Here is a 25,304-nt window from a genome sequence, read left to right as displayed (position 1 = left end):
TTTCATCCTTGCGGGCGGCATTTATGGCTTGGCGGCGCTGTCGGCCGGGTTGCCGTCACCCACGGCAGCGGTCGCGGCCGGCACCGCCGAGGTCAGCGGCGAGAGCAGGGTGCGGGTGAGCTTCTGGGCCACGGCCGAGAGGGCTTCGCGGCTCCAGCCACTCTTGCCGCCGGCCGCCGCCCACACCACCTTGCCGCTGGAGACTTCGATCAGTTGCAGCGTCAGGCCCACGGCCGGCTCGCCATCCACACCGACCTTGTAGCGCCATTCATCGACCGTCCCCGACAGGGCGTAGCCGATGTTCTCGCCACGCGCCCAGTCCAGGGCGGCGTCAAGCTGCTTGCGGTCCATCGGCTCGAACAGGGTTTCATTGTTCAGCGAGGCCGGGTAGCGGCGCAGATCGGTGATGCCATTGGCACGCAGAATGGTCTCCGAGATGGCTTCGGCGCGCAGGCCGGCCTGCGGCGTCTCGGTGTGATTGGCGAAGGGCAGCAAGCCCCAGCGCGCATTGGCCGGCAAGGCCGGTGCATTGCCGATGTCGGTGGTGGAACATGCCACCAGGCCCAGGGTCAGGGCGGTTGCGGCGCCCAGGCGCAGCAGGCGGGAAAAGGCTAGTGTTTTCATCTTGGTCACCGTTGAGTGCAATGTGGGCAATAATTTCTTGATAGATCAATACGGGCTTGCTTATCGATAAAACAGATCAATCCGCTGAAGCAACAAATTGTCAGTAGAACCATTTGTAGAGCACGTTCATTTCAAATCCGCGCTGCGGCGTGTTGGGTGTGGCACTGGTGCTCTCGACGGCGATGGAGAGCTGGTCCTGCCCCACCACACTGCCCAACAGGCCGGCGCGCAGGTTGCGCCCCCAGCCGATATCGGAGGTGCGGGTCATGCCGAACTCGGCAAAGGGACGCCAGGCTCGACTATAGGTGTTCTCCACCACCGTGCCGGTCCCCAGCGCCACGCCCCAGACACGGGTATCCAGCGGCATGTAGCGGAATCCCGTCGGATCCGTCCCCACCGGCACCAGGCGCGCGATCTGGTCGTCGCTGGCGCCGTAGTCGCTGAACTTGGCATCGTTGACGAAGGCGCGCAGGGTCAGGTTGGGATATTCCACGCGCAGGTGGCTACCCACTTCGGCAGTGAGCGTGCGCCCGCGGCCCAGCGAGGTACCGGCCTGGCTCTGGTATTGCTGCAGGCCGCCGCCCAGGCGCAGGTATTCGGTGCGGCTGAGCAACAGGTTCAGGTTGAGCTCGCCACCATTGCGCCGCCCGCCCACCTGCATGAGCGCCGATTCGGTGGCGCTCTGGTTCAGGCCGCCATTGCCGCTCAAGGTCATCTTGGGGGTCAGTTGCTGGGAGAACTCCAGCCGCAGGCCGTTGAAGGCGGTCATGGCATCGCGATGCTGCACGCCCAGGCTGACGAAGCCATTCTCGATGCGTCGGCGCAGCGTCCATTCGAACAAGCGGTCCACACCCGGCACCGCGCCCAGCTGGGTCAGGTCATCCACGCTCTGGTGCCGCTCGGTATAGCCGAAGTCCAGGCGCGTGCCCGGTGTGAGCGAAAAGCCGGTGCGCACCAGATACAGCTTGGTCACCAGCGGAAACGCCCGGCTCATGGTGTAGCCGGCCCAGAACTTGGCGGGGTCGTCGGTCACCAGGCTGGTCAGGCGCGCATGCAATTCATCGTCGGCCGGCAGGCGTTCGAACTGGTCGAAGGCCAGGGTCTGCGCCAGCGGGATGCGGCCGGCCACACGTGCCGCTTCCACCCGGTCATACATGGGCAGCCAGTCGGCCAGGTTGTCCAGCAGCGTATTCAAACCCTGGCGGTCGTCGACCGCCAGGGCCATGGCCAGGTCGCCCCAGAGCGGCTTGTCCAGCTGGCTGGCGAAGCGGGTGGCCAGCCAGGCGCGGGCCAGGTCGGACTGGCCCTGGTTCATCGCATAGGCCAGCGCCAGTTCGCGCACGCTGGCCGACAGGCGCGCATCGTCGCGCGGACGCTGGCCCTCGCCAGTGCGGGCGAACAGCGCCTCCGGCCCCTGCGCCAGCCGGGCTGACAGGGCGTCTTCCTGGTCGTGCTGCCGGCCATCGCTGGCGGCGGCGGCCTGCATGTCCGCGAGCAGGGCCGGGCCATCGGCCGGCAACACCGCCCTCTCGGGGGGGACCAGACTGGTCACGTCGCTGTCGAGCAGGGCGCGCATGACGCGCGCGCCGGCATCGGCCGGCAGGAACAGCGGCGCCAGTGCCGCCAGGCGGTCGCGCCATTCACGCAACTGGTTGGGCGGGATATTGCGCAACTGCTGCGGATCGCGCAACTCGACCCAGGCGCGGCGGCGGATGCGCCAGGCCAGGTCGGGCTGGCCGGTGGCATCCAGGGCCTCGGCATAACTCATCAGCCAGAGATAGTCGTTCTGCGGGAAGCCCGACTTGCGGAACCAGTGCAAGGCCAGGTTCTGCCGGTTCAGCGCCATGTGGGCGGCGGCGAACGGCCCCCACAGTTGTGGCGTGGTCTCGGCGTCGGCGGCCCACAGGCCGAGGGCGCGATCGAGCGTGGCGGCATCGCGGGTGGCGATGAGGATCCAGATCATCTCGGCGCGCACTTCGGCCGCACGCGGATTGATGGCCAGGGCCTTGAGCATGTCGGCACGCGCGCCCGGAAGATCGCGCCGCAACTGCTTCACCGAGGCGCGCACGGTCAGGTAGGGGACACTCTTTTCCAGCACCGCATTCTGCTGCGCGGTAATGCTGTCGAGGAAGGCCTGGGCGCCGTCGAGGTCGTTGATGCGCTGGCGATAGGTCAGCGCCTGCACCGCGAAATTGGCCACGCCGGTGCGACGGAAGCCGAACTCGGCCAGTTCGGCAGCGGCGCGCGGCTCGCGCTCCTGGATCACGCCCATCATGTTGCTCATGTCGCCTTCCAGCGCCTGGTCGCCGGCCAGCAACTTGTCGTAGCCCAGACGGGCCTCGCCGCTGTGATCGAGAGAGCGCGCCACCTCGGCATAGGTACGCCAGAAATCGGCATTGCCAACCGCCACCGTGGGCGCGGCATCGCGCAGCACGCCCATGGCTTCTTCCAGGCGCCCCTGCAGATAGAGCTGGTTGGAGGCCAGCATGGCATTGCTGGCCGAGGGTCCGAACTCCTTGCGTTGCTGCTCCAGCAGGGCCAGGGCATCGGCATCGCGGCCCATGCGCAGGTAGAGTTTGACCAGCGCATCCATCTCGGCATTGCGCTCGCTGCCGGCCAGCGCCGGCCCCCGGCCCCGGTTCAGGCGCGCCTGCAACAAGGCGGCGGCGCGCTCAGGCTGGCCGATGTTCTCGTACTGGGCCACCAGCTGGTTGACCCATTTGGGATCGCCCGGCTCGACCTGCATCTTGTGCTGCAAGGCCTCTACCAGGATGTCCTGTTCGAAGGTCCCGCTGGCGATGCGCAAGACATTGTCCCAGGCCGCCTCGTCATTGGAGAGGCGGGCATAGGCCAGCCACTGCGGCGTAGCCTGTTCGGGGACCCCGCTCCACTCCGACACTTCGGCCAGGCGCTTGCGCCAGGCGGCGCTGTCGGGTTTCTGTCGCACCGCCGATTGTGCCAGCAGGCGCGCATCGACCAGATTGCGATTGCCCAGGAAGACGTTGTAGGCCAACGTATAGATCTCGTCATCGAAAGGCAGGCGCGCCAGCGCGCCGCTGGCGGCCTGGTCGGCTGCGCTCGGCTGGGAGAGATCGGGGCCGGCGTCGGCCACGCGCAGGATGCGGCCCTCGCGCATGGCCTCGTGCAGGCGCAGTTGCAGCTGGTGCGGTGCATGCAGCAAGGCCTGCGTGAGCCGCAGCGAGCGGGTGAAGTCACGCATCTGTCGGAACTGTACCGGGCCAGCACCGCCCTGCCCGGCCGCCGCCAGCGGCGCGATGGCGCGTCCCATGGACAATTGCAGCAATTGCCGCACGTAGCGCTCGGCAGCATCGGGACGATTGGCCGCCTGCGCCAGCCGGGTCAGGAACAGCAGGGTCTGCTTGTCATTGGCCAGCGGCCCCAGGTTGGCGTCGGCCGCTTCCAGCGCTTCGCGGTAGAGGCCACCGGCCTGCAGCGTGCGCAAGGCGGTGATGAAATTCTCGCGACGCGACTCCAGCGAGCCGGCATGCTGCATCGCCAGCAGATAGAAGGCGGCGCTGCTGCGGTAGTCACCCATGCCCAGGCTTTGCTGGCCCAGCCGCACCACGTCCGCATAGGGCATCTCGGCCGTGCTGCGGTCGGCCAGCAGGCGCGTGAATGCCGCGCGTGCGGCCTCCACATCACCCAGCGCCAGCGCATCCTGCGACAGCATCAGCCATTGCTGCGAGGTGAGCGGATAGGTCATCAGCACCTGCAGCTGCTCGCGCAGGCGCACCACCATGCGGGCGCGCTCGGGCGAGCCCTCGGGCCGCGCGAAGGCTTCCTGCTGGCCGATGCGATATTGCAGCCAGGCCGCCGACAGTTGCGCGGCCGGGTCATTGCCCATCTGCAGCAGGGCCAGTTGCTGGCGTCCCTCGGCCAGCTGGCCCAGGTCGATCAGTTGCCTGACCAGCTCGGCGCGCAGGGCGGCATTGCCCGGCTGGGCCTTGAGGAAGACCTTCAGGTATTCGACCGTCAACTGGTCAGGGCGACCGCTGGCATTGGCCACCTCCAGACGCTGCTGCAGCGAGACCTTGGGGTAGACCAGGGCGAACACGGTCCCGACCGCCAGTGCGAAACCGGCGATCGTCCAGGGCGAGAACAGCCTCAGTCGTTCATAAGGTGCATTGAACGAGTACCAGGTGCCGTGTTGTCGCGAGTTGGGCGTTTGTGGAGCCGATGTCATATTGATGGACTGCTGACTTTCCGGAGAAATCCTTGAACCATGCCTGGCTGCTGATGCTGGGCGTTTTGCCTCGGGTCAGTGCCACCCCATCGGCGCTGGCGCTACAGGCGCGCGCACCGCTGATGCTGAAGGTCGATGCGCCATTGGCGCTGAGCGTGAAACGCAGCTCGGCCTTGTCGCCGGTCACGCTGCGACGGAATTCGCTCACCTGCCCGCCCGCCTCCAGCAGCATCGGCAATGGCCGGGACTCGGCGGCGCGCGGCGCCAGGCGCACTTGCGCCGCCGAGGTGATCAGGTAGCGTCCCTCCGGCCCCGGTGCGATGCCGGCCACGCCGGGGACCGACAGATCATAGTCGGGCGCGCCCTCGGGGATGCGCAAGGTGCGCAGGTTGGCGCCGGTGCGGTAGACCAGGGCGCCATCGCTGGTGCGGGCGATACTGGTGTTCTCGAAATCGATGACCTTGCGGATGTACTGCGACACGTACAGCCGCGTAAAGGGCTGCGCCTGCGCCCAGCGGTGAATCTTGTGCAGGGCCGCCACCGAGGCCGGCTTGGTGCCGGCATAGAAGTGGTAGTAGATGTCGACGGCCTTGAAGCGCACCGGCTCGCCGGTCAGTTCATAGCTTTCGATGGCGCGCTCGAAACCGTAGAAGGGACCGGTCCAGTTACCGGTATAGACGTTCTCGTCCTGGTTGGGCGCGAACACCTGGTACCAGCCCTGCTTGCGGATGCCTTGCGCGGCGATGTCGGTCCAGGTATTGCGGCTGCGGGTGATCATGGTGTCACCGCCATTCATGTTGAGGTAACCGTCCAGATAGGTCTGGGCAATGGCCGCGGGCGGCGGCACGCAATTGCCGGTCCACAGGAACACCTCGGCCTTCTTGCCCGGTGGCAGCAGGGTCTGGTTGATGTAGTCCATCGAGCCCTTGATCTCGCGCTGCAGGTTGAACTTGTAGTTGGGCACCTCCAGGGTATGCGAGGCATCGCCATCCATCTGGGTGATGTCGGCATGGTGGGTGTCGTTCATCGCATCGGCCCAGCTGAAGGGGTGCGAGAAGGAATGGCTGGCCGGCTCGATGTAGGGCAGCATGAACATCTTGCGCGCCAGCGCCGTGGTCTGCGCCGACAACTGCGGATAGACACCCTGTGGGCTCAACTCGCCCTCGACCACCGAGACCGTTACCGGGAAGCGGTAGCGGTCCCAGATCTCGCGTTGCAGGATTTCGACCGCAAAGGGCGAGCCCGGATATTCAGCCTTGGAGGGGAAGCCATCGCCATCCAGGTGGCTGGTCTGGATGCGGCGGCCCCCTTCGGTGGTGACATCGGGAACCGGAATGTCTGGCAGGCGCAGCGCCTGCTTGAGGAAGAGCATGGGTTGCAGCACCCAGCGCGGCGGATCCAGCACCGGTGCCGTGGTGGTGGCAAAAGGCGCCAGCGCGAAGCCGCCCCAGGGGGTAACGGCGGCGGCGTCATAGAGGTTGTTGCGGTTGTCCTTCATGCGCAGCAACGACGGCGCCGCCGGGTCGGCCAGGCGCACATTCTCCAGCTGGCCGCGGTCGACCCGCGGCTTGGTCTCGAAGCCCATCAATACGGGATCGGCCTGGACCACGTTCAACTGGTCCGGCGTCGGCGCCGCGAAGCTGGTCAGGCCCAGCATGTCGGCGGTGAGCTTGGTCATCTGGAAACCGAAGGCATTGAAGATCGCGACCGGCACACCTTCCTTGATGCGCTTGTCCAGCCACGGCCCCAATTGCTGATGGATGGCGCCGGAGCGGAACCAGGTCACCACGCCGGCATAGCGCCCGGCCAGCGGTTCGGTGGGCAGGCCTTCGCGGCCGACATCGCGGAACTCGTAGCGCAAGCCGAGGTGATTCAACTGGATGCCCAGGAAGCGCTGCGCTTCGCTGGTATGCAAGTCCTCGCCCGGGGCCAGGTCCAGCAGCACCAGCACATTGCGCGGCACCAGTTCGACGCTGGACACGCCAATGGACATCAGCGCGCCATCGGCCACCCAGGGGATGAAACCGTCGGCGACGATCTTCTGCGCCGTCTCGCGCGCCAGTGCACGCGCACCGCGCTGCGCCGGGTCGACGTAGTCGATGGCGATCACCGGCAACTGGTAGCGCTGGCGCACCGTCTGCATCTGGCCCTGCAGCCAGGCCCGGTCATTGTCGGACACCGCGCCATAGCTGCGACGCCCGGCGTCATAGCCGCGATAGAGCGATTCGGCGGCCACCGCATAGGTCAGCGGGGCAATCTCGGGCAAGAGCTCGAAGCCGCGATTGAGGATCAGCCTGGCATCCGGATAGCGGCGCTTGAATTCGCGCAGGGTGGCGACCATGGCCTGGGTCTGGGCGGCGCGCTCGGCGTCGGTCTTGGCAAAGAGCTGGTAGGAATCCAGCGTATCGAGGAAGAAACCGCGCCAGCCCTGGGCCCACAGGGGCGCCACGATCTGGTCCAGGAAGAAGTCGCGCCAGCCCGGTGCAGCCTGGTCGATCACCCGGCTGCCCCAGGCGGCATTGCTGCCCTTGAGCACGCCGGGAGGCAATTGCTTGTAATAGGGACGCGAGGGCTGCACCTCGCCCAGCGAGACATAGGCGAACAGCTGGTGCGCGCCATCGGCCGCTGCGCGGGTGCGGGAGGCGGGATTGCTGACGTACTCCGGCTCCACCACCGCCACGTCGAAGGCCTGCAGGTCGGCCAGCGGCGGATTGGGGCCGTAGTAGAACGCCGCCGACACCGGTGCCGGTGCCGCGCCCGCCAAGGCAGGATCGGACGCGGTCTGGGCCGGCGCCGCGCCAGTCAGCAAGAGCGCGACGGCGGCCAGCATGACCGCCGTCGCGCCACGGACTGCACGCCAGGCGCGCCCCCCTTGCCGGACTTGTTGATCTGGTTGTTCTGCGCCACCTCGGCCCACGCAAGCTCCCCGTTTATTCTTGAAGAATGTCAAAAATTTGTATCAAATTTTAATTTCATTCAATGAGAATTTGTGTTTCTTTTACACAAAATTGTAATTTAAACAATTAAATCAGTCATCTTGAACCTGGATAAGCTGAATTAATGTTCCGCCATTATCGACCGCCCGGCGACATCGCATTGCACAAAATAAGTGCGGACACAGCGCTACAGTGGCGCACCGGAAAGGCATGACGATGCCCACCGCAATGGTGCGACCGGTATCAGCGCAGCGCAGCATCCGGGCCGCCATCAGCCTGCGCCCTCTCCCATTCGCTTGAAAACCCTTGCCACAGCGGGATCTCGCCGCCAATAATCGTCGCCGGATGTTGTATGCCAATCTTGTATATCAGCGTGGCACACAACTTGCTGATGAGGGGTCATGAGCACCAATCCTTCCGTCAAGTCGTCGTCGCAGATTGCGATGCGCATCACCGAGGCAATCCTGGCCAAGCAATTGGCCCCGGGAACGCGTCTGGGTGAACAGCAGCTGGCCGATCTCTTCAATGTCTCGCGCACCCAGGTGCGCGAGGCGCTGACGCGGCTGATGGCGCGCGGCATCGTCACGGTCAGTGCGCGGCGTGGCTGGTTCGTCATCGAGCCCACCGCCGACGAGGCCCGCGAAGCCTTCGAGGCACGCCGGGTGATCGAGCTGGGGCTGCTGCGCCAGGCGCGGGTACGTCCCGTTACTGCCAGCGCGATCAGCCAGCTGCGCGCGCACATCGCCCGCGAAGAAGCGGCCATCGCCGGTGCCGATGTGGGTGCCCGCAGCTACCTGCTGGGGGATTTCCACGTCTGCCTGTGCGAATGCCTGGGCAATTCGCTGCTCTCGGAGACGCTGCGCGACCTGACCGCCCGCACCACGCTGACGGCCATGCTGCACCAGTCGTCGGAGCAGGCGGAGGATTCGTGTTCGGAACATGTACTGATCGTCGAGGCGCTGGAACGCGGCGATCTGGAACAGGCTGAGCAACTGATGCACACCCACTTGCAACACGTGGAGTCAGGACTCAACCAGGTGCGCAGCAGCGATCCGTTGGAACCGCTGCGGCAGGCACTGGCATCGGTATCACGGCCTACCGCCGTGGACGATGCCGGCAGTGTCCGCCAGCCAGGAAAAAGGCCGCTGTAGGCGCAAGCACGGGGCCACTCATCAACGTCGTCAACCCTAGGGAAACCGCTATGAAACTGACAAAACTCCTGCTCGGCCTGATGGCCGGCGCCATGATGATCTCCGCTTCGGCTGCCCGCGCCGACGCCCTGGACGATATCCAGAAGCACGGCACGCTGCGCGTGGCGGTGCCGGCCGATTTCCCGCCGTTTGGTTCGGTCGATGCCGACCTCAAGCCGCAAGGCCTGGATATCGACGTGGCCACCCTGATCGCCAAGAAGCTGGGCGTGAAGGTGGAGCTGATCCCGGTCTCCAGCGCCAACCGCATTCCCTACCTGACCACCAAGAAGGTGGACCTGGTCATCTCCAGCATGGGCAAGAACCCGGAGCGTGAGAAAGTCATCGATTTCACCGCCGCCTATGCGCCCTTCTTCAATGGCGTGTTCGGCCCGGCTGACCTGAGCGTCAAGGGCGCGGCCGACCTCGCCGGCAAGACCATTGCGGTGACCCGTGGCTCGGTGGAAGACCTGGAACTGACCAAGATCGTGCCGGCCAGCGCCACCGTGAAGCGCTACGAAGACAACAACAGCACCATCAGCTCCTTCCTCTCGGGCCAGGTGCAACTGGTGGCCACCGGCAACGTGGTGGCCGCTGCCATCATCGCCAAGAACCCGCCCAAGAAGCCGGAAACCAAGTTCCTGATCAAGGATTCGCCCTGCTTCATCGGCCTGAACAAGGGTGAGAAGAAGCTGCAGGACAAGGTCGACGCGATCCTGGCCGAGTCCAAGAAAGATGGCAGCCTGAACGGCATTTCGCAAAAATGGCTGGGCTTGCCGCTGCCAGCTGGCCTGTAATTTGCTATAACACCGCATCCCCGTAAAAGACGGGGTGCGGTCACCGTATCGAGGCAAGACGTTTGAACGCATCCCCGGCGCGATTCCGCCCGGTGCCGGGGAGGCGGAGCAGGCAAGACCGCAGCAACGCAACATCGCACCATCGCAACGGCAACAGCAGGGGCAGGCGGACAACCCGGGAGTACAAGGCAGGGCACACACGACATCATGGCTTATCAATTCGATTTCCTCTCCACCTTCGACTACAGCGACGTCATCGTCAAAGGCGTGCTGACGACCGTCGAGCTCATCGCCATCGGCGGCGTGCTCGGCGTGGCCGTGGGCATCTTCGGCGCCTGGGCGCGCTCGCAGGGGCCAGGCTGGCTCAAGCCCATCGTCAGCGGCTATGTGGAGATCATCCGCAATACGCCCTTCCTGGTGCAGCTGTTCTTCATCTTCTTCGGGCTGCCATCGCTGGAGATCCACATCAGCGAAATCACGGCTGCCATCCTGGCCATGGTGATCAACCTGGGCGCCTACAGCACCGAGATCATCCGCGCCGGCGTGCAGGCCATCCCGCGCGGCCAGATCGAGGCAGCGCAATCGCTGTCGATGTCGCGCATGCAGATCTTCCGCCACATCATCCTGCGCCCGGCGCTGCAGAAGATCTGGCCAGCGCTGTCCTCGCAGGTGGTCATCGTCATGCTGGGGTCGGCGGTGTGCTCGCAGATCGCCGTGGAAGAACTGTCGTTCGCGGCCAACTTCATCCAGGGACGCAACTTCCGCGCCTTCGAAGCCTATATCGTGGCCACGCTCATCTATCTGGTGCTGGCCGTCCTGCTGCGCCAGGTGCTGCGCCTGATCGGCCAATACTTCATCACCGCCCGGAGGACCGCATGATCTCTTTCACCACCTGGGACATCGTCCGCAACCTGATGCTGGCCTGGCGCTGGACCATCGTCCTGTCGCTGGTCACCTTCGTGCTCGGCGGCACGCTGGGCCTGGTCATCCTGTTCATGCGCACCTCGCGCCAGGGCTGGCTGCGCCAGATCGCACGGCTCTACATCGAGCTGTTCCAGGGCACGCCGCTGCTGATGCAGCTGTTCCTGGTCTTCTTCGGCATCGCCCTGTTCGGCATCGAAGTGCCGGCCTGGCTGGCGGCGGGCATGGCGCTGATGTGCTGGAGCGCCTCGTATCTCGCCGAGATCTGGCGCGGCTGCGTCGAGGCCGTGCCCAAGGGTCAATGGGAAGCCTCCTCGGTGCTGGCCATGGGTTACTTCCAGCAGATGCGCTACATCGTGCTGCCGCAGGCTTTCCGTATCGCCATTGCACCGACCGTGGGCTTCGGCGTGCAGATCATCAAGTCCACCGCCGTGACCTCCATCATCGGCTTCATCGAACTGTCCAAGGCCGGCACCGTCATCACCAACGCCACCTTCCGCCCCTTCACGGTGTTTGCCATCGTGGGCGCCTTCTACTTCGTGCTTTGCTGGCCGCTGTCCAAGTACAGCCAGTCTCTAGAAAGGAAATACAATGCCGCTCATCGCCATTGATAACGTCAAGAAACGCTTCGGCGACAACGAAGTCCTCAAGGGCATCAGCCTGGACGTCGAACCTGGCGAAGTGATCGCCATCATCGGCAAGAGCGGCTCGGGCAAGTCCACCCTCCTGCGCTGCATCAACGGCCTGGAGACCATCGACGAAGGCAACATCAGCGTGGCCGGCGCCAAGCTGGGCGCGACCGAACTGGAACTGCGCAACCTGCGCCTGAAGGTCGGCATGATCTTCCAGCAGTTCAACCTGTTCCCGCACCTCTCGGTGGGCCGCAACGTGATGATCGCGCCCATGATCGTCAAGGGCGTGACTGAAGCCGAAGCCATGGTCACGGCCAAGGCCAACCTGGAGAAGGTCGGCCTGGGTCACAAGTTCGACGCCTTTCCCGACCAGCTCTCGGGCGGCCAGCAACAGCGCGTGGCGATTGCCCGCGCGCTGTCGATGAACCCGCAGGCATTGCTGTGCGACGAGATCACCTCGGCGCTCGATCCGGAACTGGTCAATGAAGTGCTGGCCGTCATGCGCGGCCTGGCCAAGGAAGGCATGACGCTGCTGATGGTGACCCACGAAATGCGCTTCGCCCGCGAGGTCTGCAACCGCCTGGTGTTCATGCACCAGGGCAAGGTCCACGAGATCGGCCCGCCGGAAGAACTGTTCGGCAATCCCAAGACACCGGAATTGCAGCAGTTCATCGGGATGACGCAGGGGGCTTGAACTCGCACGTCATACAAAAAGGCCGGAAAGCGTGGACACGCCTCCGGCCTTTTTTTCATTCGTCTGTGCAGGCAACGCCTATCTGCGATGACCAAGCAGACGAGCCGCCCTGACTAACGATCCAGCTGGCACACCTTGCGATCATTCTCATAGAACACCACCGGCCCGGTGGTGAAGCGCTCCCTGGGAATGGCCACCATCAGGTAATCCTTGATCCTGTAGGAGGCACCCGAGGCCGGGGCGCGGTAGAGGTAGTTCAGTCGCAGCGTGCCATCGCGCAGGCGGACCGACAGCGGGGTGAAGACATGCGGACGCTCGGCGGCATCGGGGGCGGACATCGTGCGCGCCACCACCAGGTATTGCTTGCGTTCGAAATGATCGGCCGACGGACCGGTGGGGCGCTTGTCACCCTGGGTCGGGGCCGCCATCATCCACTGCTCCCATTCGTCGCGGCTGCGGATGAGCGCACAGAAGACCGGCTGGCGCTGGTCATCCCAGTTCTTGAGGAAACCCTGGTACGACCCGCTCATGATGGTCTTGTAGGGAACCACGGTCGGGTCCTCCTTCTCGCTCCAGGGCATGACCGAACAAGCCGTCATGCCCGCCACCATCGACACGGACAACAAGCACTGCAATGAACCCCTGATCATCTTACGCATGCATTTCCCCCAAGAAGCTTTGCATTTAAACATGGCTTGACAGCGGTCGGCGAAATTTCAGCGAATCTTTACCCTCCTCCCACCCTTTGGGACAGGCCGGCCACAGGCCCTAATGAGGACAGGACAAACCAGCCAAGGTTCAGCACCGGCCCTGCAATGCTGGAGCCGGGTATGGGATTTGCGTGATAATGCGGGGTCCGGGAGGCGGCTATGCTGGCACGATGCGCCATCCTGCCGCCGTTTTTCCCTGTTTTTGCCATTTTTGAAGGGTCGTTTCCATGAACTCAGCAGTCATTTCCCCATCCGCTTGCGGCGCCGCCCTGGACGGTTTCATCGCCGGCATGCCGAAAACCGAACTGCACCTGCACATTGAAGGGACGCTGGAGCCCGAACTGATGTTCGCGCTGGCCCAGCGCAACCAGGTCCAGTTGCCCTACGCCTCGGTGGAAGAACTGCGCGCCGCCTACAACTTCAGCGACCTGCAATCCTTCCTCGACCTGTACTACGCCGGCGCCAACGTGCTGCGTACCGAGCAGGACTTCTACGACATGACCGCCGCCTACATCGCCCGCGCCCAGGCCGACAACGTGCGTCACACCGAGATCTTCTTCGATCCGCAGACCCATACCGAGCGCGGCATCCCCATGGCCACCGTGTTCGCCGGCATCGCCAATGCCCTGCGCGATGCGCGCCGCCGCGATGGTTTCGGCAGCGTCATGATCATGTCCTTCCTGCGCCACCTCTCCGAGGAAGACGCCTTCGCCACCCTGGAGGCGGCCTTGCCGCTGCGCGAGCAGTACAGCGACCTGTGGCTGGGCATCGGCCTGGACTCCTCCGAGCGCGGCAACCCGCCCGAGAAGTTCGAACGTGTCTATGCGCGCTGCCGCGAACTGGACTTCCGCCTGGTCGCCCATGCCGGCGAGGAAGGTCCGGCTGCCTATGTCATCGGCGCGCTCGACGTGCTGCATGTGGAACGCATCGACCACGGCGTGCGCAGCGAGGAAGATCCGGCCCTGATGCAGCGCCTGGCGCAGCAGCGCACGCCGCTGACCGTGTGCCCGCTGTCCAACCTGAAGCTGTGCGTGGTCAAGGACATGGCCGAGCACAACCTGGCGCGCCTGCTCGACGCCGGCCTGGCCGTGACGGTCAATTCCGATGACCCGGCCTACTTCGGCGGCTACATGAACGCCAACTACCACGCCGTGGCACGCTCCCTGAACCTGTCACGCGAGCAGGTGCTGCAACTGGCGCGCAATGGCATCGATGCCTGTTTCCTGTCCGACGAAGACAAGGCCACCCTGCACCAGGAGCTGGAACAGTACGCCACCGCGCACTGATCCGCCCGCAACAGCCTCATCGCCAGCCCCCCGACGCCCGGCCTATGCCGGGCGTTTTTTTATGCCCGCCACGATCAAGCACGTTTCTTGCATACCCGCCGAAGGCGATTGGCAACCATCCTGTCCGCAATTCCGCGCGGAGAGGAAAGGCCATTCACACACGCTATTGCCAAAGATTGGTAACAGGATTGGCGACAATTCATGAAGACAGATTACGCTATGCAGCACCCGCCTGGCTGGCCTATCCGGCCCGTATGGCTGATCGGCGCTGCGTCGCAGCAACGAAATCGGGGCAATCCCTGACCCAAAGAGGGACACACGGCATTCTTTTTGGTGCAGAATAAGCCCCGTTTTGTTGCAAATTCATTTTCAGATTGTTGACGATCCATGCGCCTTGTTGTCGACCGGCAATGACCATCCAGACAGGAATCCATAGCCAGAGCATGAGCATCATGAACAAAGCCAGCAAAACCGCACGCCCCTCCGCCACGCGTGAGCGCGAGAGCACCGGGGCGGTCGAGGAAAGGATGTACCAGGATATCTACGACGCCATCATGGAGCACCGGCTGCCGCCGCGCACCAAGCTGACCGAGCAGACCCTGTGCCAGATCTACGACACGGCCCGCCACACGGTGCGCAAGGTACTGGCGCGCCTGGCCTCGGAGGGCATGGTAGACCTGGAAGCCAATCGTGGCGCCTTCATCGCCAGCCCCTCGCATGCCGAGGTGCGCGACATGTTCGAGCTGCGCAACATCCTCGAACACGCGGTGCTGGAGAAGGTGGGCCGGGAGGCCGGCACGCGCCAGATCGCCGGCCTGCGGCGCATGGTGGAAGAAGAGCGCGACTGCTATCTCAACGGCGACCGGCCGCGCTGGATCAGGCTCTCAGCCCAGTTCCACCTGGCGCTGGCCGAGCTGACGGGCAATGCGCTGCTGGTGGAAACGTTGCGCAAGCTGGTCTCGCGCACCACGCTGATGATCGCAAAAACGGAGGCGCCGGGCCACAACGCCTGCTCCTTCGATGAACACGAGACCGTGCTGGAAGCCCTGGAAAAAGGCGACATCGAAGCCGCCCAGGAGCATATGGCACATCACTTGCATTTGTGCGAGGACCGGGTACGGCCGGATGCGGATGATCAATTCGATCTGCGCGCGGTGCTCGGCAAGGGACTGTAACCCGCAGCCCGGCGCGCACACTGGCTTTTGCACGACATGCAAGCCAGGTAACTGGAAACAGGTATTGGTACCAGAAGTTGGAAACAGGGCCACGTCGCGCGGCTCCCGCAAGATCCGCACGACCACTCACATGCCGCAGAGCATGCAGGAAGTCCGCTGAACTGCCCGGCTGTGGCCGGGCGTGTTTTGTTCCACCCAACCCCTCACAGGACGGAGACCGGCCATGACCATCGACGCTTCCCCCGCAGCCAGCAGCTATTCCACCGGCGCCGACGACGCGCGCCTGACCAATGAAGACCTCGCCCCCCTGAAGCAGCAGACCTGGGGTTCCTACAACATCTTTGCCTTCTGGATGTCCGACGTCCACAGCGTGGGCGGCTACGTGTTCGCCGGCAGCCTGTTCGCGCTGGGCCTGACCAGCTGGCAGGTCCTGATCTCGTTGCTGGTGGGCATCAGCATCGTCTACCTGATGTGCAACCTGGTGGCGCGCCCCAGCCAGGCGCATGGCGTGCCTTATCCGGTGATGAGCCGGTTGTCCTTCGGCGTGCTCGGCGCCAACGTGCCGGCCATGATCCGAGGCCTCATCGCCGTGGCTTGGTACGGCATCCAGACCTACCTGGCCTCGGCCGCCTTCGTGGTGGTGATCATCAAGTTCTTCCCCGAGCTCAAACCCTATGCCGATGTCCACGTGCACGCCTTCGCCGGGCTCTCGGCGCTGGGCTGGGCCGGCTTCCTGCTGCTGTGGGTCTTGCAGGCGCTGGTGTTCTGGAACGGCATGGAGACCATCAAGAAGTTCATCGACTTCGCCGGTCCCGCCGTCTACGTGGTCATGTTCATCCTGGCCGGCTGGATGATCTTCAAGGCCGGCTGGCAGAACGTCGGCCTGAACCTGGGCGAGATCAAGTACAGCGGCTGGGCGGCGGTGTCGGTGATGATCACGGCCATCTCGCTGGTGGTGTCCTACTTCTCGGGGCCGATGCTCAACTTCGGTGACTTCTCGCGCTACTGCCACACCTTCGCCGATGTGAAGCGCGGCAATTTCTGGGGCTTGCCGGTCAACTTCCTGGCCTTCTCCATCGTCACCGTGGTGACCACCTCGGCCACCATTGCCGTCTTCGGCGAACTGATCACCGACCCGGTGGAAACCGTCTCGCGCATCGACAACACCACCGCCGCGGTGATCGGCGCACTGACCTTCCTGACGGCCACCATCGGCATCAACATCGTGGCCAACTTCGTCTCGGCGGCGTTCGACTTCTCCAACCTCTCGCCCAGCCGCATCAGCTGGCGCGCCGGCGGCATGATCGCGGCCACCGCCTCGATCTTCATCACGCCCTGGAACCTGTTCGGCAACCCGGAAGTGATCCACTACACCCTGGACGTGCTGGGCGGCTTCATCGGTCCCCTGTATGGCATCCTGCTGGCCGACTACTACCTGATCAAGCGCGGCCAGGTCAAGGTGGAAGACCTCTACACCATGCGCCCCGACGGCCGCTACTGGTACACCAACGGCGTCAACCGCGATGCGGTCAAGGCACTGGTGCTGGCCGCCGCCGTCTGCGTGGCCTGCGTGATGCTGCCGCAACTGCGCGGCGCAGCAGACTTCTCGTGGTTCATCGGGGCGGCGCTGGGTGCGCTGTTCTACCTGATGTTTGCACGCAAGGGCTGAGCACGACGGACCCGGCAATCAGGCATTCAGGCAATCAAGGAAACAAGGAACGAGCAATGCGCATCAAGCTGATCAATCCCAACACCACCGTCTCGATGACCGAGGCCATGACCGCCTGCGCGCGCGCTGTTGCGGCCCCCGGCACCGAGATCACGGGTGTGAGCCCGCAGATGGGACCGGCCTCCATCGAGAGCCACTACGACGAAGCCCTGGCCGTCCCCGGCCTGCTGCAGGAAATCGACCGTGGCGAGCGTGAGGGGGTAGATGCCTATGTGATCGCCTGCTTTGGCGACCCGGGCCTGTCGGCCGCCCGCGAACTGGCGCGCGGACCGGTGATCGGGATTGCCGAAGCCGCCATGCACATGGCCAGCCTGATTGCGCCCTCGTTCTCGGTGGTCACCACGCTGGCACGTACCAGCGGCATGGCCTGGCACCTGGCCGAGCGCTACGGCATGCAGCGCTTCTGCCGCAATGTGCGGGCCTGCGAGATCGCCGTGCTCGACCTGGAGAATCCGGCCTCCGACGCCCGCGCGCGCATCACCGACGAATGCCGGCGCGCGCTGGCCGAGGACGGTGCCGAAGCCATCGTGCTGGGCTGCGCCGGCATGGCCGACCTGTGCGCGGCCATCGGGCGCGATATCGGCGCGCCCGTGATCGATGGCGTGACCGCCGCGGTCAAGCTGGCCGAATCGCTGGTGGCACTGGGCCTGGCCACGGCCAAGCGCGGAGAGCTGGCGCCGCCGCTGCCCAAGGCCTACCATGGATTGCTGCGTGACTTCGCGCGGTCCTGATACCTTGTTCCTGATGAGCGATTCCTGATTCCTGATTTCTGATTCCTGGCAGGGCGCTGCACCATGGCGCCCTGCGTTTCAACCTTGTGAGCAACCTCGACCCCGCTATGTCCCTGCAACAACCCTACCCTCGCGACCTGGCCGGCTACGGCCGCAATCCGCCCCACGCACGCTGGCCCGGCCAGGCCCGCGTAGCCCTGCAATTCGTGCTGAACTATGAAGAAGGCGGTGAGAACTGCGTGCTGCACGGCGATCCCGCCTCGGAACAGTTCCTCTCCGAAATCGTCGGTGCGGCGGCCTATCCGGCGCGCCACATGTCGATGGAATCGATCTACGAATATGGCTCGCGCGCGGGCGTCTGGCGCATCCTGCGCGAGTTCGAGAAGCGTGGCCTGCCGCTGACCGTCTTCGGCGTGGCCATGGCCTTGCAGCGCTCGCCGGACGTGACCCAGGCCTTCATCGAACTGGGCCACGAGATCGCCTGCCACGGCCTGCGCTGGATCCACTACCAGAGCATGGATATCGAGACCGAGCGCGCCCACATGCAGCAAGCCGTACAGATCTTCCGCGAACTGACCGGCAGCGCCCCGCTGGGCTGGTACACCGGACGCGACTCCCCCAACACGCGCCAGCTGGTGGTGGAGCACGGTGGCTTTGCCTATGACTCCGACTACTACGGCGACGACCTGCCCTTCTGGACCGACGTCCAGACCAGCGACGGCAAGAAGGCGCCGCACCTGGTGGTGCCCTACACGCTGGACACCAACGACATGCGCTTTGCCACGCCGCAGGGCTTCAACACCAGCGAGCATTTCTACCAGTATCTGAAGGATAGCTTCGACGTACTCTACGAAGAAGGCGAGGAAGCCCCCAAGATGCTCTCCATCGGCATGCACTGCCGCCTGCTGGGCCGCCCGGGCCGCTTCCGCGCCCTGCAGCGCTTCCTCGACTACGTGCAGTCGCATGACAAGGTGTGGATCTGCCGCCGCATCGACATTGCCGAGCACTGGCAGAAGATCCATCCCTACCGGCAAGGCTGAGCGCCACATGCAAGGCAGGCGAACGGCCCATGCGCTGACCGTTCGACCTGAGTAGGCCCGGAACGGGCCGTATCGAAGGCGTTGCGTCGGTGCGCCTTCGATACGCGGCGTTGCCGCTACTCAGGACGAACGGCCGCCAGGCATGGCTGTCCCGCTTGCGCTACCATCGCTGGCAGATAACAAGAATGGACGGAGACCTGCCATGCCCCCAGACAGCGACATCCTGCTAAGACACGACCAGCAGGGCATCACCACCCTGACCCTGAACCGGCCACTGCAATTCAATGCCCTCTCCGAAGCCATGCTGGCGGCCTTGCAGGCGCAGCTGGACGAGCTCGGCCGCGACGACACGCTGCGCTGCGTGATCCTGGCGGCCAATGGTCGCGCCTTCTGTGCCGGCCACGATCTCAGGGAAATGCGTGCCACCCCCGAGCAACCGTATTACCAGTCGCTGTTCCAGCGCTGCAGCAGGCTGATGCAATCCTTGCGGGCGCTGCCGGTGCCGGTGATTGCCCGGGTCCAGGGCCTGGCCACGGCGGCCGGATGCCAGTTGGTGGGCAGCTGCGACCTGGCGATCGCCTCGGCCGATGCGCGCTTTGCGGTTTCGGGCATCAATGTCGGTCTCTTCTGCGCCACGCCGGCGGTGGCGCTCACGCGCAATATCCCCATCAAGCGCGCCTTCGAAATGCTGGTCACCGGCAAGTTCATCGACGCACAGACCGCCGCCGACTGGGGCCTGCTCAACCAAGTGGTCCCGGCCGAGGCACTGGATGAGGCCGTCATGGCCATGGCCCGCGAGATCTGCAGCAAGCCCACTGTCTCGATCCGCCACGGCAAGGCCATGCTCTACCGCCAGCTGCAGATGGCCTTGCCCGAGGCCTACGACCTGGCGGCACAGGTGATGGCCTGCAACATCATGGAGGACGAGGCGATGGAGGGCATCGATGCCTTCCTGGAAAAACGCCCGCCCGACTGGTCATAGGATTTTTACGCGCCATTGACGGCGCTCCCCCAAAGTTTTACCAGGATTAAACGCCCGTTTCCCTAAGCTGGATGCTCCTCAACCCGTGGAGCATCCAGCATGAACCGCCGTACCCAACAAGAACAGCAAGACGAACTGCAACAGGGCCCGCTGGGCCGTCGCCGCCTGCGCCACGCACAACTGGCCGGCATGGCCACGCTGGCCGCCGCCGGCGCCCTGCTGGCCATCGCCGTGGTGGCCCCGGCCCAGGCCGAGGAAGCAGCCCCGGCCTCTGCCACCACCACCACCGACGCCTCCGCCCTGCATCTGACCGGCAACCTCGGCATCGTCAGCCAGTACGTCTTCCGCGGCACCACCCAGACCAACGAGAAGCCGGCCCTGCAAGGCGGCTTCGATCTCAACCATGACAACGGCCTCTATGCCGGTGTCTGGCTCTCCAACATCAGCTGGATCTCCGACACCAACCCGGCTGCCTCGGCCAGCCTGGAAGCGGACATCTACGGCGGCTGGAAGCCAACCTTCAATGACTGGCTCAACGGCGATATCGGCGTACTGCACTACGCCTATCCGGGCAGCTATCCGGATGGCATGACCAAGCCCGACACCACCGAGGTCTACCTGGGTCTGGATGCCAAGTGGATCGCCTTCAAGTATTCGTACAGCACCGGCAATACCTTCGGCAATGCCGGCACCAGCGGCAGCACCTATGCCGACCTGAGCCTGACCCACGAACTCTTCGCCGGCATCACCGGTATCGCCCACCTCGGCCGCCAGCACTACACCGGTCCGAACGCGTCGCTACTGTCCTATACCGACTGGAAGCTGGGCCTCACCCGCGACTTCTCCGGCTATGTGCTCGGGCTGGCCTACACCGGCAGCAATACGTCCGACGCCGGCTATACCATCCGCGGCAAGAACATCGGGCGTAGCCAGGTGGTGCTGTCGCTGAACAAGACTTTCTGACGCTCCCGCCCAGGGAACATGGCCATCAAGGAGGGGCAATCATCATGCGTAGCCGACTTCACTGGAAACGTGGGCAGGAGCGCCTGCATCCGCTCTCTCCTCGCCATCTGTTCCTGCGCACGGCGCAACGGCGCCGCTACCGCACCGTACTGGTGGCGGCGCTGCTCTTCCTGATCTGCGCCAGCCTGGCGCCACTGACGCAAGCAGTGGTGCCGTACCGTTCCGTGGATGACTACGGCCCGTCCCGGCAGGCGCTGCAACATCGCGCCGATTGCCGGCGCCAGGTGGCCCAGGTCTTCAATGGCAGGATAGAGAGCGAGGATTTCGTCGCCCGCAGCGACCGCCAGTATTTCCGCTATGTGGTGCGCAAGGACTTGCGTGAGGTGCTCTTCATCTGCGACGCCAGCAATGGCGAGATACGACGGCAGATCGATATCTGGGGGGATCTTTAGGTTCATTTCCCGACAGTGAGCATGCAAGCGATGCTGGACAAGCGCGGCAGCGGACGGCAAGATGCGCCCATCCCCATCGCCTCACGAACCGCGCATGCAAGCCGACTACGCCACCATCCTGCAATGGATCTATCTCTTCAATTCCCTGGCCCTGGCCCAGCTGGCCCTGCGACAACTGGGCCGGCGCCGCAAGGCGCGCCAGCTGGAACAGCGCTTCCGCGCCGCCCAGACCGCCGAATGGATGGGCAGCACGCCTGAATTGCTGAGCAAGCGGCTGGGCGCGCCCCATGCGCAGGAGCAGCAGGAAGACGGCGCCACCCTCCATCGCTGGCGCGGCGAACGCCACTGGCTGGAGGCAGTCTATCGCGACAACCGTTGCGCCAGCATGAGCATCTCCGACCACCTGGAGGAAGGCTTTCCCACCCTCAATACCTATTTCAACTGCGCCGTCCTGGCGGCATTGGCCTGCGCCTGGAAGCTCTCCGGCAACGCCTCAGCCGACGCCGTATCAATGACCAGCGCCGCCACACAGTACCTGCAGAATTTCGTGCTGTTCCTGGCCGGGGCCGGTGTGCTCTCCTTCATCCTGAAACGCCACCGCCTGCTGCTCAACCTGGGCTGCGTGGCCATGGTGGCGCTGAGCCTGCCGCTGCTGGACTGGCCCTGATCGATCTCAGGAAGCGTTGCTAGCCACACTCTCCGCCACGACCTCGGCAACCCGGTAACCCACCCCGATCTCGGTGAGGATATGCACCGGCTGGGCCGCATCGCGCTCCAGCTTCTGGCGCAGCCTTTGCATGTAGATGCGCAGGTAGTGTCCATCCTCCGCATGCGAGGGCCCCCAGCCGGCCACCAGCAATTGCCGGTGCGTGATGACGCGTCCGGCGTCGCGCAGCAGGGTCGCCAGCAAGCGGTATTCGATCTGGGTCAGGTGCACGGACTGGCCATTGCGGCTGACGCTGCGCGCCGGCAGGTCCACCAGCACCTCGCCCAGCCGGTAGCGACCACTGGATTGCCCGGCCCCGGCGGCCCGCGCATGGCGGCGTAACTGCGCGCGCATGCGTGCCAGCAGCTCGGGCATACCGAAGGGCTTGACCAGGTAGTCGTCGGCACCGGCGTCGAGCGCCTCGACCTTCTCGGACTCCTGCGTGCGGGCCGACAGGATCACGATGGGCACGCTGCTCCAGCTGCGGATCTCGGTGATGACCTGCTTGCCATCGCCGTCCGGCAGGCCGAGGTCGAGGATGATCAGGTCCGGCTTGCGGGTGCCGGCTTCGGTGACGCCCTCGCGGGCGGTCTTGGCTTCGTGGACGATGAAGCCCTCCTGTTCCAGCGCGCTCCTGACCAGCTTGCGAATGTGCGGGTCGTCTTCGATGAAGACGATGTTGCCGGCGTGTTCTTGCATGATGTTTCCTTATTCCTCGGGCAGGGCCGGTTGTGTTTCCACCGGCAGCGTGAAGCAGACCGTGGCGCCCTGCCCGGCTTCCTGCGGCGCAATCCAGATCCTGCCCTGGTGCGCCTCGATGATGGCGCGGCAGATCGCCAGCCCCAGGCCCACGCCCGGCGTGCTGGACTCATTGTCGCCACGCGTGAATTTCTCGAAGGCATGCTGCGCCATAGCCGGCGGGAAGCCGCGTCCATGGTCGCTCACGCAGACCTTGACCTGGGCCGAACCATCGCTGTCCTCGACATGGGCGGAAATAGCGATGCCACTGCCGGATGGCGAATACTTGATGGCGTTTTCCACCAGGTTGGCCAGCACCCGCTCCAGCAGGACCGCATCGACCCGCAACAGCGGCAGGTCGGGCGCGATGCGGGTCTCGACCTGGCGCCCTTCCAGTGCCTTGGAGAGCAACCTCAGTGCCGATCCGGTCAACTCTTCCAGGGCGTTCCACTGGCGGTTCAGGGTCACCACGCCGGCTTGCAGGCGTGCCATGTCCAGCAGGTTGTTCATCAGGCCGACCATCTTCTGCGACTGTTCGCTGATGGTGCGCGCCATGGCACGGGCATCGTCATCCAGCCGGGCATTGGCGGCCAGCACATCGGCGCTGCCCACCAGCGAGGTCAGCGGCGTGCGCAGGTCATGCGAGATGGCCGACAGCAGCGAGTTGCGCAGGCGCTCGGACTCCATCGTCACCAGCGCATCCTGGGCCACCTCGGCGTAGTGCAATCGCTCGATGGCCATGGCGATCTGCGAGCAGAAGATCTCCAGCATCTGGCGGTTCTCCGGCAGGGCCAGCTGGGCCGCGGCCAGTTGCCGCTCCTCTTCGCTGGGCGCCTCGATGGCGAAGGCCAGCACGCCGCGCGTGCGCATGGTGGCCGTCAGCGGCAGGTATAGCGCCGCCGCCGAGGGCAGCGTGGCCGTGCCCTTGCCGGCGGCCTGGCCGTTGTCGTAGACCCACTGGGCCACCCCGGCATCGACGCTCCTCAGGACGTGGGCGCCGCTGCCCTCCTGCTCGGGCTCGGCCTGGCGCAACTGGTCGGCGCTGTCGGGCAGGAAGAAGGCGATGCGCGCACCGAACACGGCGGCCAGGTGACGGCGGCCGATTTCCAGGATCTGGTCCAGCGTCAAGAGGGCCGACAATTCCTTGCCCAGCATGTACAGGTTGGCCGCACGCGCCTCGCGCTGCATGGCCACGCTGGCCTGGCGGCGCAGGCGCGAGGTCAGAGAACTGATGAACAGCGACACCGCCAGCATCACCGCCAGGGTCAGCAGATACTGTACGTCCGATACCGTGATGGAGAAGCGCGGGTCGACGAAGAAGAAATCGAAGGACAGCACCGACAGCACCGACACCAGCGCCGATGCCGACCGCCCGTAGCGCATGGCCACCAGCATCACGCCCACCAGGTAGAGCATGATGACATTGGCCGGATGCAGCTTGCCATCCAGCACGAAGGCCAGGCCCGTGGTAACGGCACAGCTGGCCACCGCCCACAGCGTGCCGCGCGTACGACGGCGGCGCGTGAGCAAGGCTTCGGCAGCGCTGGCGGCGCTATCGGCGGCACGGTCCTCGTTGATGCGTGCCGAGCGGCTGCGCGCCACCGTGTAGAGGTCGATCTCTTCGCCGGAACCGGCGATGCGCTGGGCCAGCGTACCGCGCGGCCAGCGCCACAGGCGTCGCAAGCCGCCCACCTGCTGGCCAATCACCAGCTTGCCGGCATTGCGGCTGCGGGCGAATTGCAGCAGCGCGGCAGACAGGTCCTCGCCGCTGATGCTGGCCGTTTCCGCACCCAGCGATTGCGCCAGTTTCAGGTAGCCCACCACACGCTCGCGCGCGGACATGGCCTGGCGGTCGCGCGGCAGGTCCACGTGGACCGCCAGCCATTCTGCCTGCAGCTTGGCGGCCAGCCGTGCCGCTTCGCGGATCAGCCGTTCCTCGCCGGCGCCGCTGCCCACGGCCACCACGATGCGCTCGCGCGCCTGCCACAACTGGGCGATGGAACGGTCGGCGCGGTATTGCCGCATGTCGGCATCGACCCGGTCAGCGGTGCGGCGCAGGGCGATCTCGCGCAAGGCGATCAGGTTGCCCTTGCGGAAGAAGTTGCGCCCGGCCTTTTCGGCCTGTTGCGGCAGGTAGACCTTGCCTTCCTTCAGGCGGGTCAGCAGTTCGTCGGGCGGGATATCGACCAGCTTGACGTCATCGGCTTCGTCGAAGACATGGTCGGGCACGGTCTCGAAGACGCGGATGCCGGTGATCTGGCCGACCACGTCGTTGAGGCTCTCGATGTGCTGCACGTTCAAAGTAGTATAGACATCGATGCCGGCGCGCAGCAGCTCGTCGATATCCTGCCAGCGCTTGGCGTGGCGCGAACCGGGTACGTTGGAATGCGCCAGTTCATCCACCAGGATCACGCCCGGCTTGCGCTCCAGCGCCGCATCCAGGTCGAACTCGGGTAACTGGCGGTTGCGGTAGGCCACCATGCGCATGGGCAGGCGGGCGATGCCGGCCAGTTGCGCCTCGGTCTCGGCGCGGCCGTGGGTCTCGACCACGCCGGCAACCACGTCAATGCCCTGCGCAGCCAGCGCCTGGGCCGCCTCCAGCATGGCAAAGGTCTTGCCCACGCCGGCCGAGAAACCGAAGAAGATCTTCAGGCGGCCACGCGCCTGGCGCTCTTCATCGCGCATCACGCGTTCCAGCAGGTCGTCGGGATCGGGGCGGGTATTCATGGGACGGGTATCAGTGATGAGGCATTGTAGTGGCAAAAAGCCGGCGGCACGGGATCAGCGTGCCACCGGC

At 65.1% G+C, this 25,304-nt stretch carries 20 protein-coding genes; 14 read left to right on the top strand and 6 right to left on the bottom strand.

Features of this window, described 5'->3' with window-relative positions; genetic code table 11:
• Positions 1-21: 21 nt before the first annotated feature.
• The 3 genes from ACIPHN_RS11610 to ACIPHN_RS11600 all read right to left on the bottom strand — a co-directional run bounded on the left by ACIPHN_RS11610 (position 22) and on the right by ACIPHN_RS11600 (position 7,658).
• On the bottom strand, positions 22-624 hold the full coding sequence (locus ACIPHN_RS11610) for a penicillin-binding protein activator LpoB (protein ID WP_400436241.1): 603 nt from the start codon (positions 622-624) through the stop codon (positions 22-24).
• A gap of 100 nt (positions 625-724) precedes the next feature.
• The gene (locus tag ACIPHN_RS11605) at positions 725-4,828 is read right to left on the bottom strand and encodes a tetratricopeptide repeat protein (protein ID WP_400436239.1); all 4,104 of its coding nucleotides are present in this window, start codon (positions 4,826-4,828) and stop codon (positions 725-727) included.
• Positions 4,758-7,658, bottom strand: a complete 2,901-nt coding sequence (locus ACIPHN_RS11600) for a bifunctional glycoside hydrolase 114/ polysaccharide deacetylase family protein (RefSeq protein ID WP_400436237.1) — start codon at positions 7,656-7,658, stop codon at positions 4,758-4,760. Before ACIPHN_RS11600 ends, ACIPHN_RS11605 begins: the two co-directional genes overlap by 71 nt.
• Before the next feature lie 507 nt (positions 7,659-8,165).
• Between ACIPHN_RS11600 and ACIPHN_RS11595 the strand changes: the two genes are divergently transcribed.
• The 5 genes from ACIPHN_RS11595 to ACIPHN_RS11575 all read left to right on the top strand — a co-directional run bounded on the left by ACIPHN_RS11595 (position 8,166) and on the right by ACIPHN_RS11575 (position 11,995).
• On the top strand, positions 8,166-8,915 hold the full coding sequence (locus ACIPHN_RS11595) for a GntR family transcriptional regulator (protein ID WP_400436235.1): 750 nt from the start codon (positions 8,166-8,168) through the stop codon (positions 8,913-8,915).
• Positions 8,916-8,965: 50 nt separating this feature from the next.
• Positions 8,966-9,748, top strand: a complete 783-nt coding sequence (locus ACIPHN_RS11590; RefSeq protein WP_400436234.1) for a transporter substrate-binding domain-containing protein — start codon at positions 8,966-8,968, stop codon at positions 9,746-9,748.
• 207 nt (positions 9,749-9,955) lie between these two features.
• Complete coding sequence (locus ACIPHN_RS11585) at positions 9,956-10,627, top strand: amino acid ABC transporter permease (RefSeq protein WP_400436233.1); 672 nt, start codon at positions 9,956-9,958, stop codon at positions 10,625-10,627.
• Positions 10,624-11,280: an amino acid ABC transporter permease gene (locus ACIPHN_RS11580; RefSeq protein ID WP_400436232.1), complete on the top strand. Its 657-nt coding sequence runs from the start codon at positions 10,624-10,626 to the stop codon at positions 11,278-11,280. Before ACIPHN_RS11585 ends, ACIPHN_RS11580 begins: the two co-directional genes overlap by 4 nt.
• On the top strand, positions 11,261-11,995 hold the full coding sequence (locus tag ACIPHN_RS11575; protein ID WP_400436231.1) for an amino acid ABC transporter ATP-binding protein: 735 nt from the start codon (positions 11,261-11,263) through the stop codon (positions 11,993-11,995). Before ACIPHN_RS11580 ends, ACIPHN_RS11575 begins: the two co-directional genes overlap by 20 nt.
• Positions 11,996-12,108: 113 nt before the next feature.
• On the opposite strand, the gene ACIPHN_RS11570 is transcribed toward ACIPHN_RS11575, so the two are convergent.
• On the bottom strand, positions 12,109-12,654 hold the full coding sequence (locus ACIPHN_RS11570) for a hypothetical protein (RefSeq protein ID WP_400436229.1): 546 nt from the start codon (positions 12,652-12,654) through the stop codon (positions 12,109-12,111).
• Between the two features lie 278 nt (positions 12,655-12,932).
• Between ACIPHN_RS11570 and ACIPHN_RS11565 the strand changes: the two genes are divergently transcribed.
• From ACIPHN_RS11565 to ACIPHN_RS11525, 9 genes are all read left to right on the top strand, one after another.
• Positions 12,933-13,991, top strand: a complete 1,059-nt coding sequence (locus ACIPHN_RS11565) for an adenosine deaminase (protein ID WP_400436227.1) — start codon at positions 12,933-12,935, stop codon at positions 13,989-13,991.
• A 452-nt stretch (positions 13,992-14,443) separates the two neighbouring features.
• Positions 14,444-15,166, top strand: a complete 723-nt coding sequence (locus tag ACIPHN_RS11560) for a GntR family transcriptional regulator (protein ID WP_400436226.1) — start codon at positions 14,444-14,446, stop codon at positions 15,164-15,166.
• Positions 15,167-15,389: 223 nt separating this feature from the next.
• Positions 15,390-16,835 carry an NCS1 family nucleobase:cation symporter-1 gene (locus tag ACIPHN_RS11555; RefSeq protein WP_400436224.1) on the top strand — a complete coding sequence of 482 codons (1,446 nt, stop codon included), beginning with the start codon at positions 15,390-15,392 and terminating at the stop codon, positions 16,833-16,835.
• Positions 16,836-16,891: 56 nt separating this feature from the next.
• Positions 16,892-17,626 (top strand): aspartate/glutamate racemase family protein, encoded by a 735-nt coding sequence (locus ACIPHN_RS11550; RefSeq protein WP_400436222.1) that lies wholly within the window; start codon positions 16,892-16,894, stop codon positions 17,624-17,626.
• Positions 17,627-17,733: 107 nt separating this feature from the next.
• Complete coding sequence (gene puuE / locus ACIPHN_RS11545) at positions 17,734-18,666, top strand: allantoinase PuuE (protein WP_400436221.1); 933 nt, start codon at positions 17,734-17,736, stop codon at positions 18,664-18,666.
• A 202-nt stretch (positions 18,667-18,868) separates the two neighbouring features.
• Positions 18,869-19,648 carry an enoyl-CoA hydratase gene (locus tag ACIPHN_RS11540; RefSeq protein ID WP_400436219.1) on the top strand — a complete coding sequence of 260 codons (780 nt, stop codon included), beginning with the start codon at positions 18,869-18,871 and terminating at the stop codon, positions 19,646-19,648.
• Positions 19,649-19,747: 99 nt separating this feature from the next.
• Complete coding sequence (locus tag ACIPHN_RS11535; RefSeq protein WP_400436217.1) at positions 19,748-20,611, top strand: TorF family putative porin; 864 nt, start codon at positions 19,748-19,750, stop codon at positions 20,609-20,611.
• A 44-nt stretch (positions 20,612-20,655) separates the two neighbouring features.
• A complete protein-coding gene (locus tag ACIPHN_RS11530) occupies positions 20,656-21,063 on the top strand; it encodes a hypothetical protein (protein ID WP_400436215.1) in 408 nt (135 codons plus the stop codon).
• 94 nt (positions 21,064-21,157) lie between these two features.
• Positions 21,158-21,730: a hypothetical protein gene (locus ACIPHN_RS11525; protein WP_400436213.1), complete on the top strand. Its 573-nt coding sequence runs from the start codon at positions 21,158-21,160 to the stop codon at positions 21,728-21,730.
• Between the two features lie 6 nt (positions 21,731-21,736).
• On the opposite strand, the gene ACIPHN_RS11520 is transcribed toward ACIPHN_RS11525, so the two are convergent.
• Positions 21,737-22,468 carry a response regulator gene (locus ACIPHN_RS11520; RefSeq protein ID WP_400436211.1) on the bottom strand — a complete coding sequence of 244 codons (732 nt, stop codon included), beginning with the start codon at positions 22,466-22,468 and terminating at the stop codon, positions 21,737-21,739.
• Positions 22,469-22,477: 9 nt separating this feature from the next.
• On the bottom strand, positions 22,478-25,234 hold the full coding sequence (locus tag ACIPHN_RS11515) for a DUF4118 domain-containing protein (protein ID WP_400436210.1): 2,757 nt from the start codon (positions 25,232-25,234) through the stop codon (positions 22,478-22,480).
• Positions 25,235-25,304: the final 70 nt, after the last annotated feature.

Source organism: Herbaspirillum sp. NPDC087042 (genome assembly GCF_044745245.1).
In the GTDB taxonomy this organism is placed as follows: Bacteria; Pseudomonadota; Gammaproteobacteria; order Burkholderiales; family Burkholderiaceae_D; genus Herbaspirillum.
The sequence above is the reverse complement of the archived record's forward strand: the minus strand, read 5'-3'. Positions and strand labels throughout refer to the sequence as shown.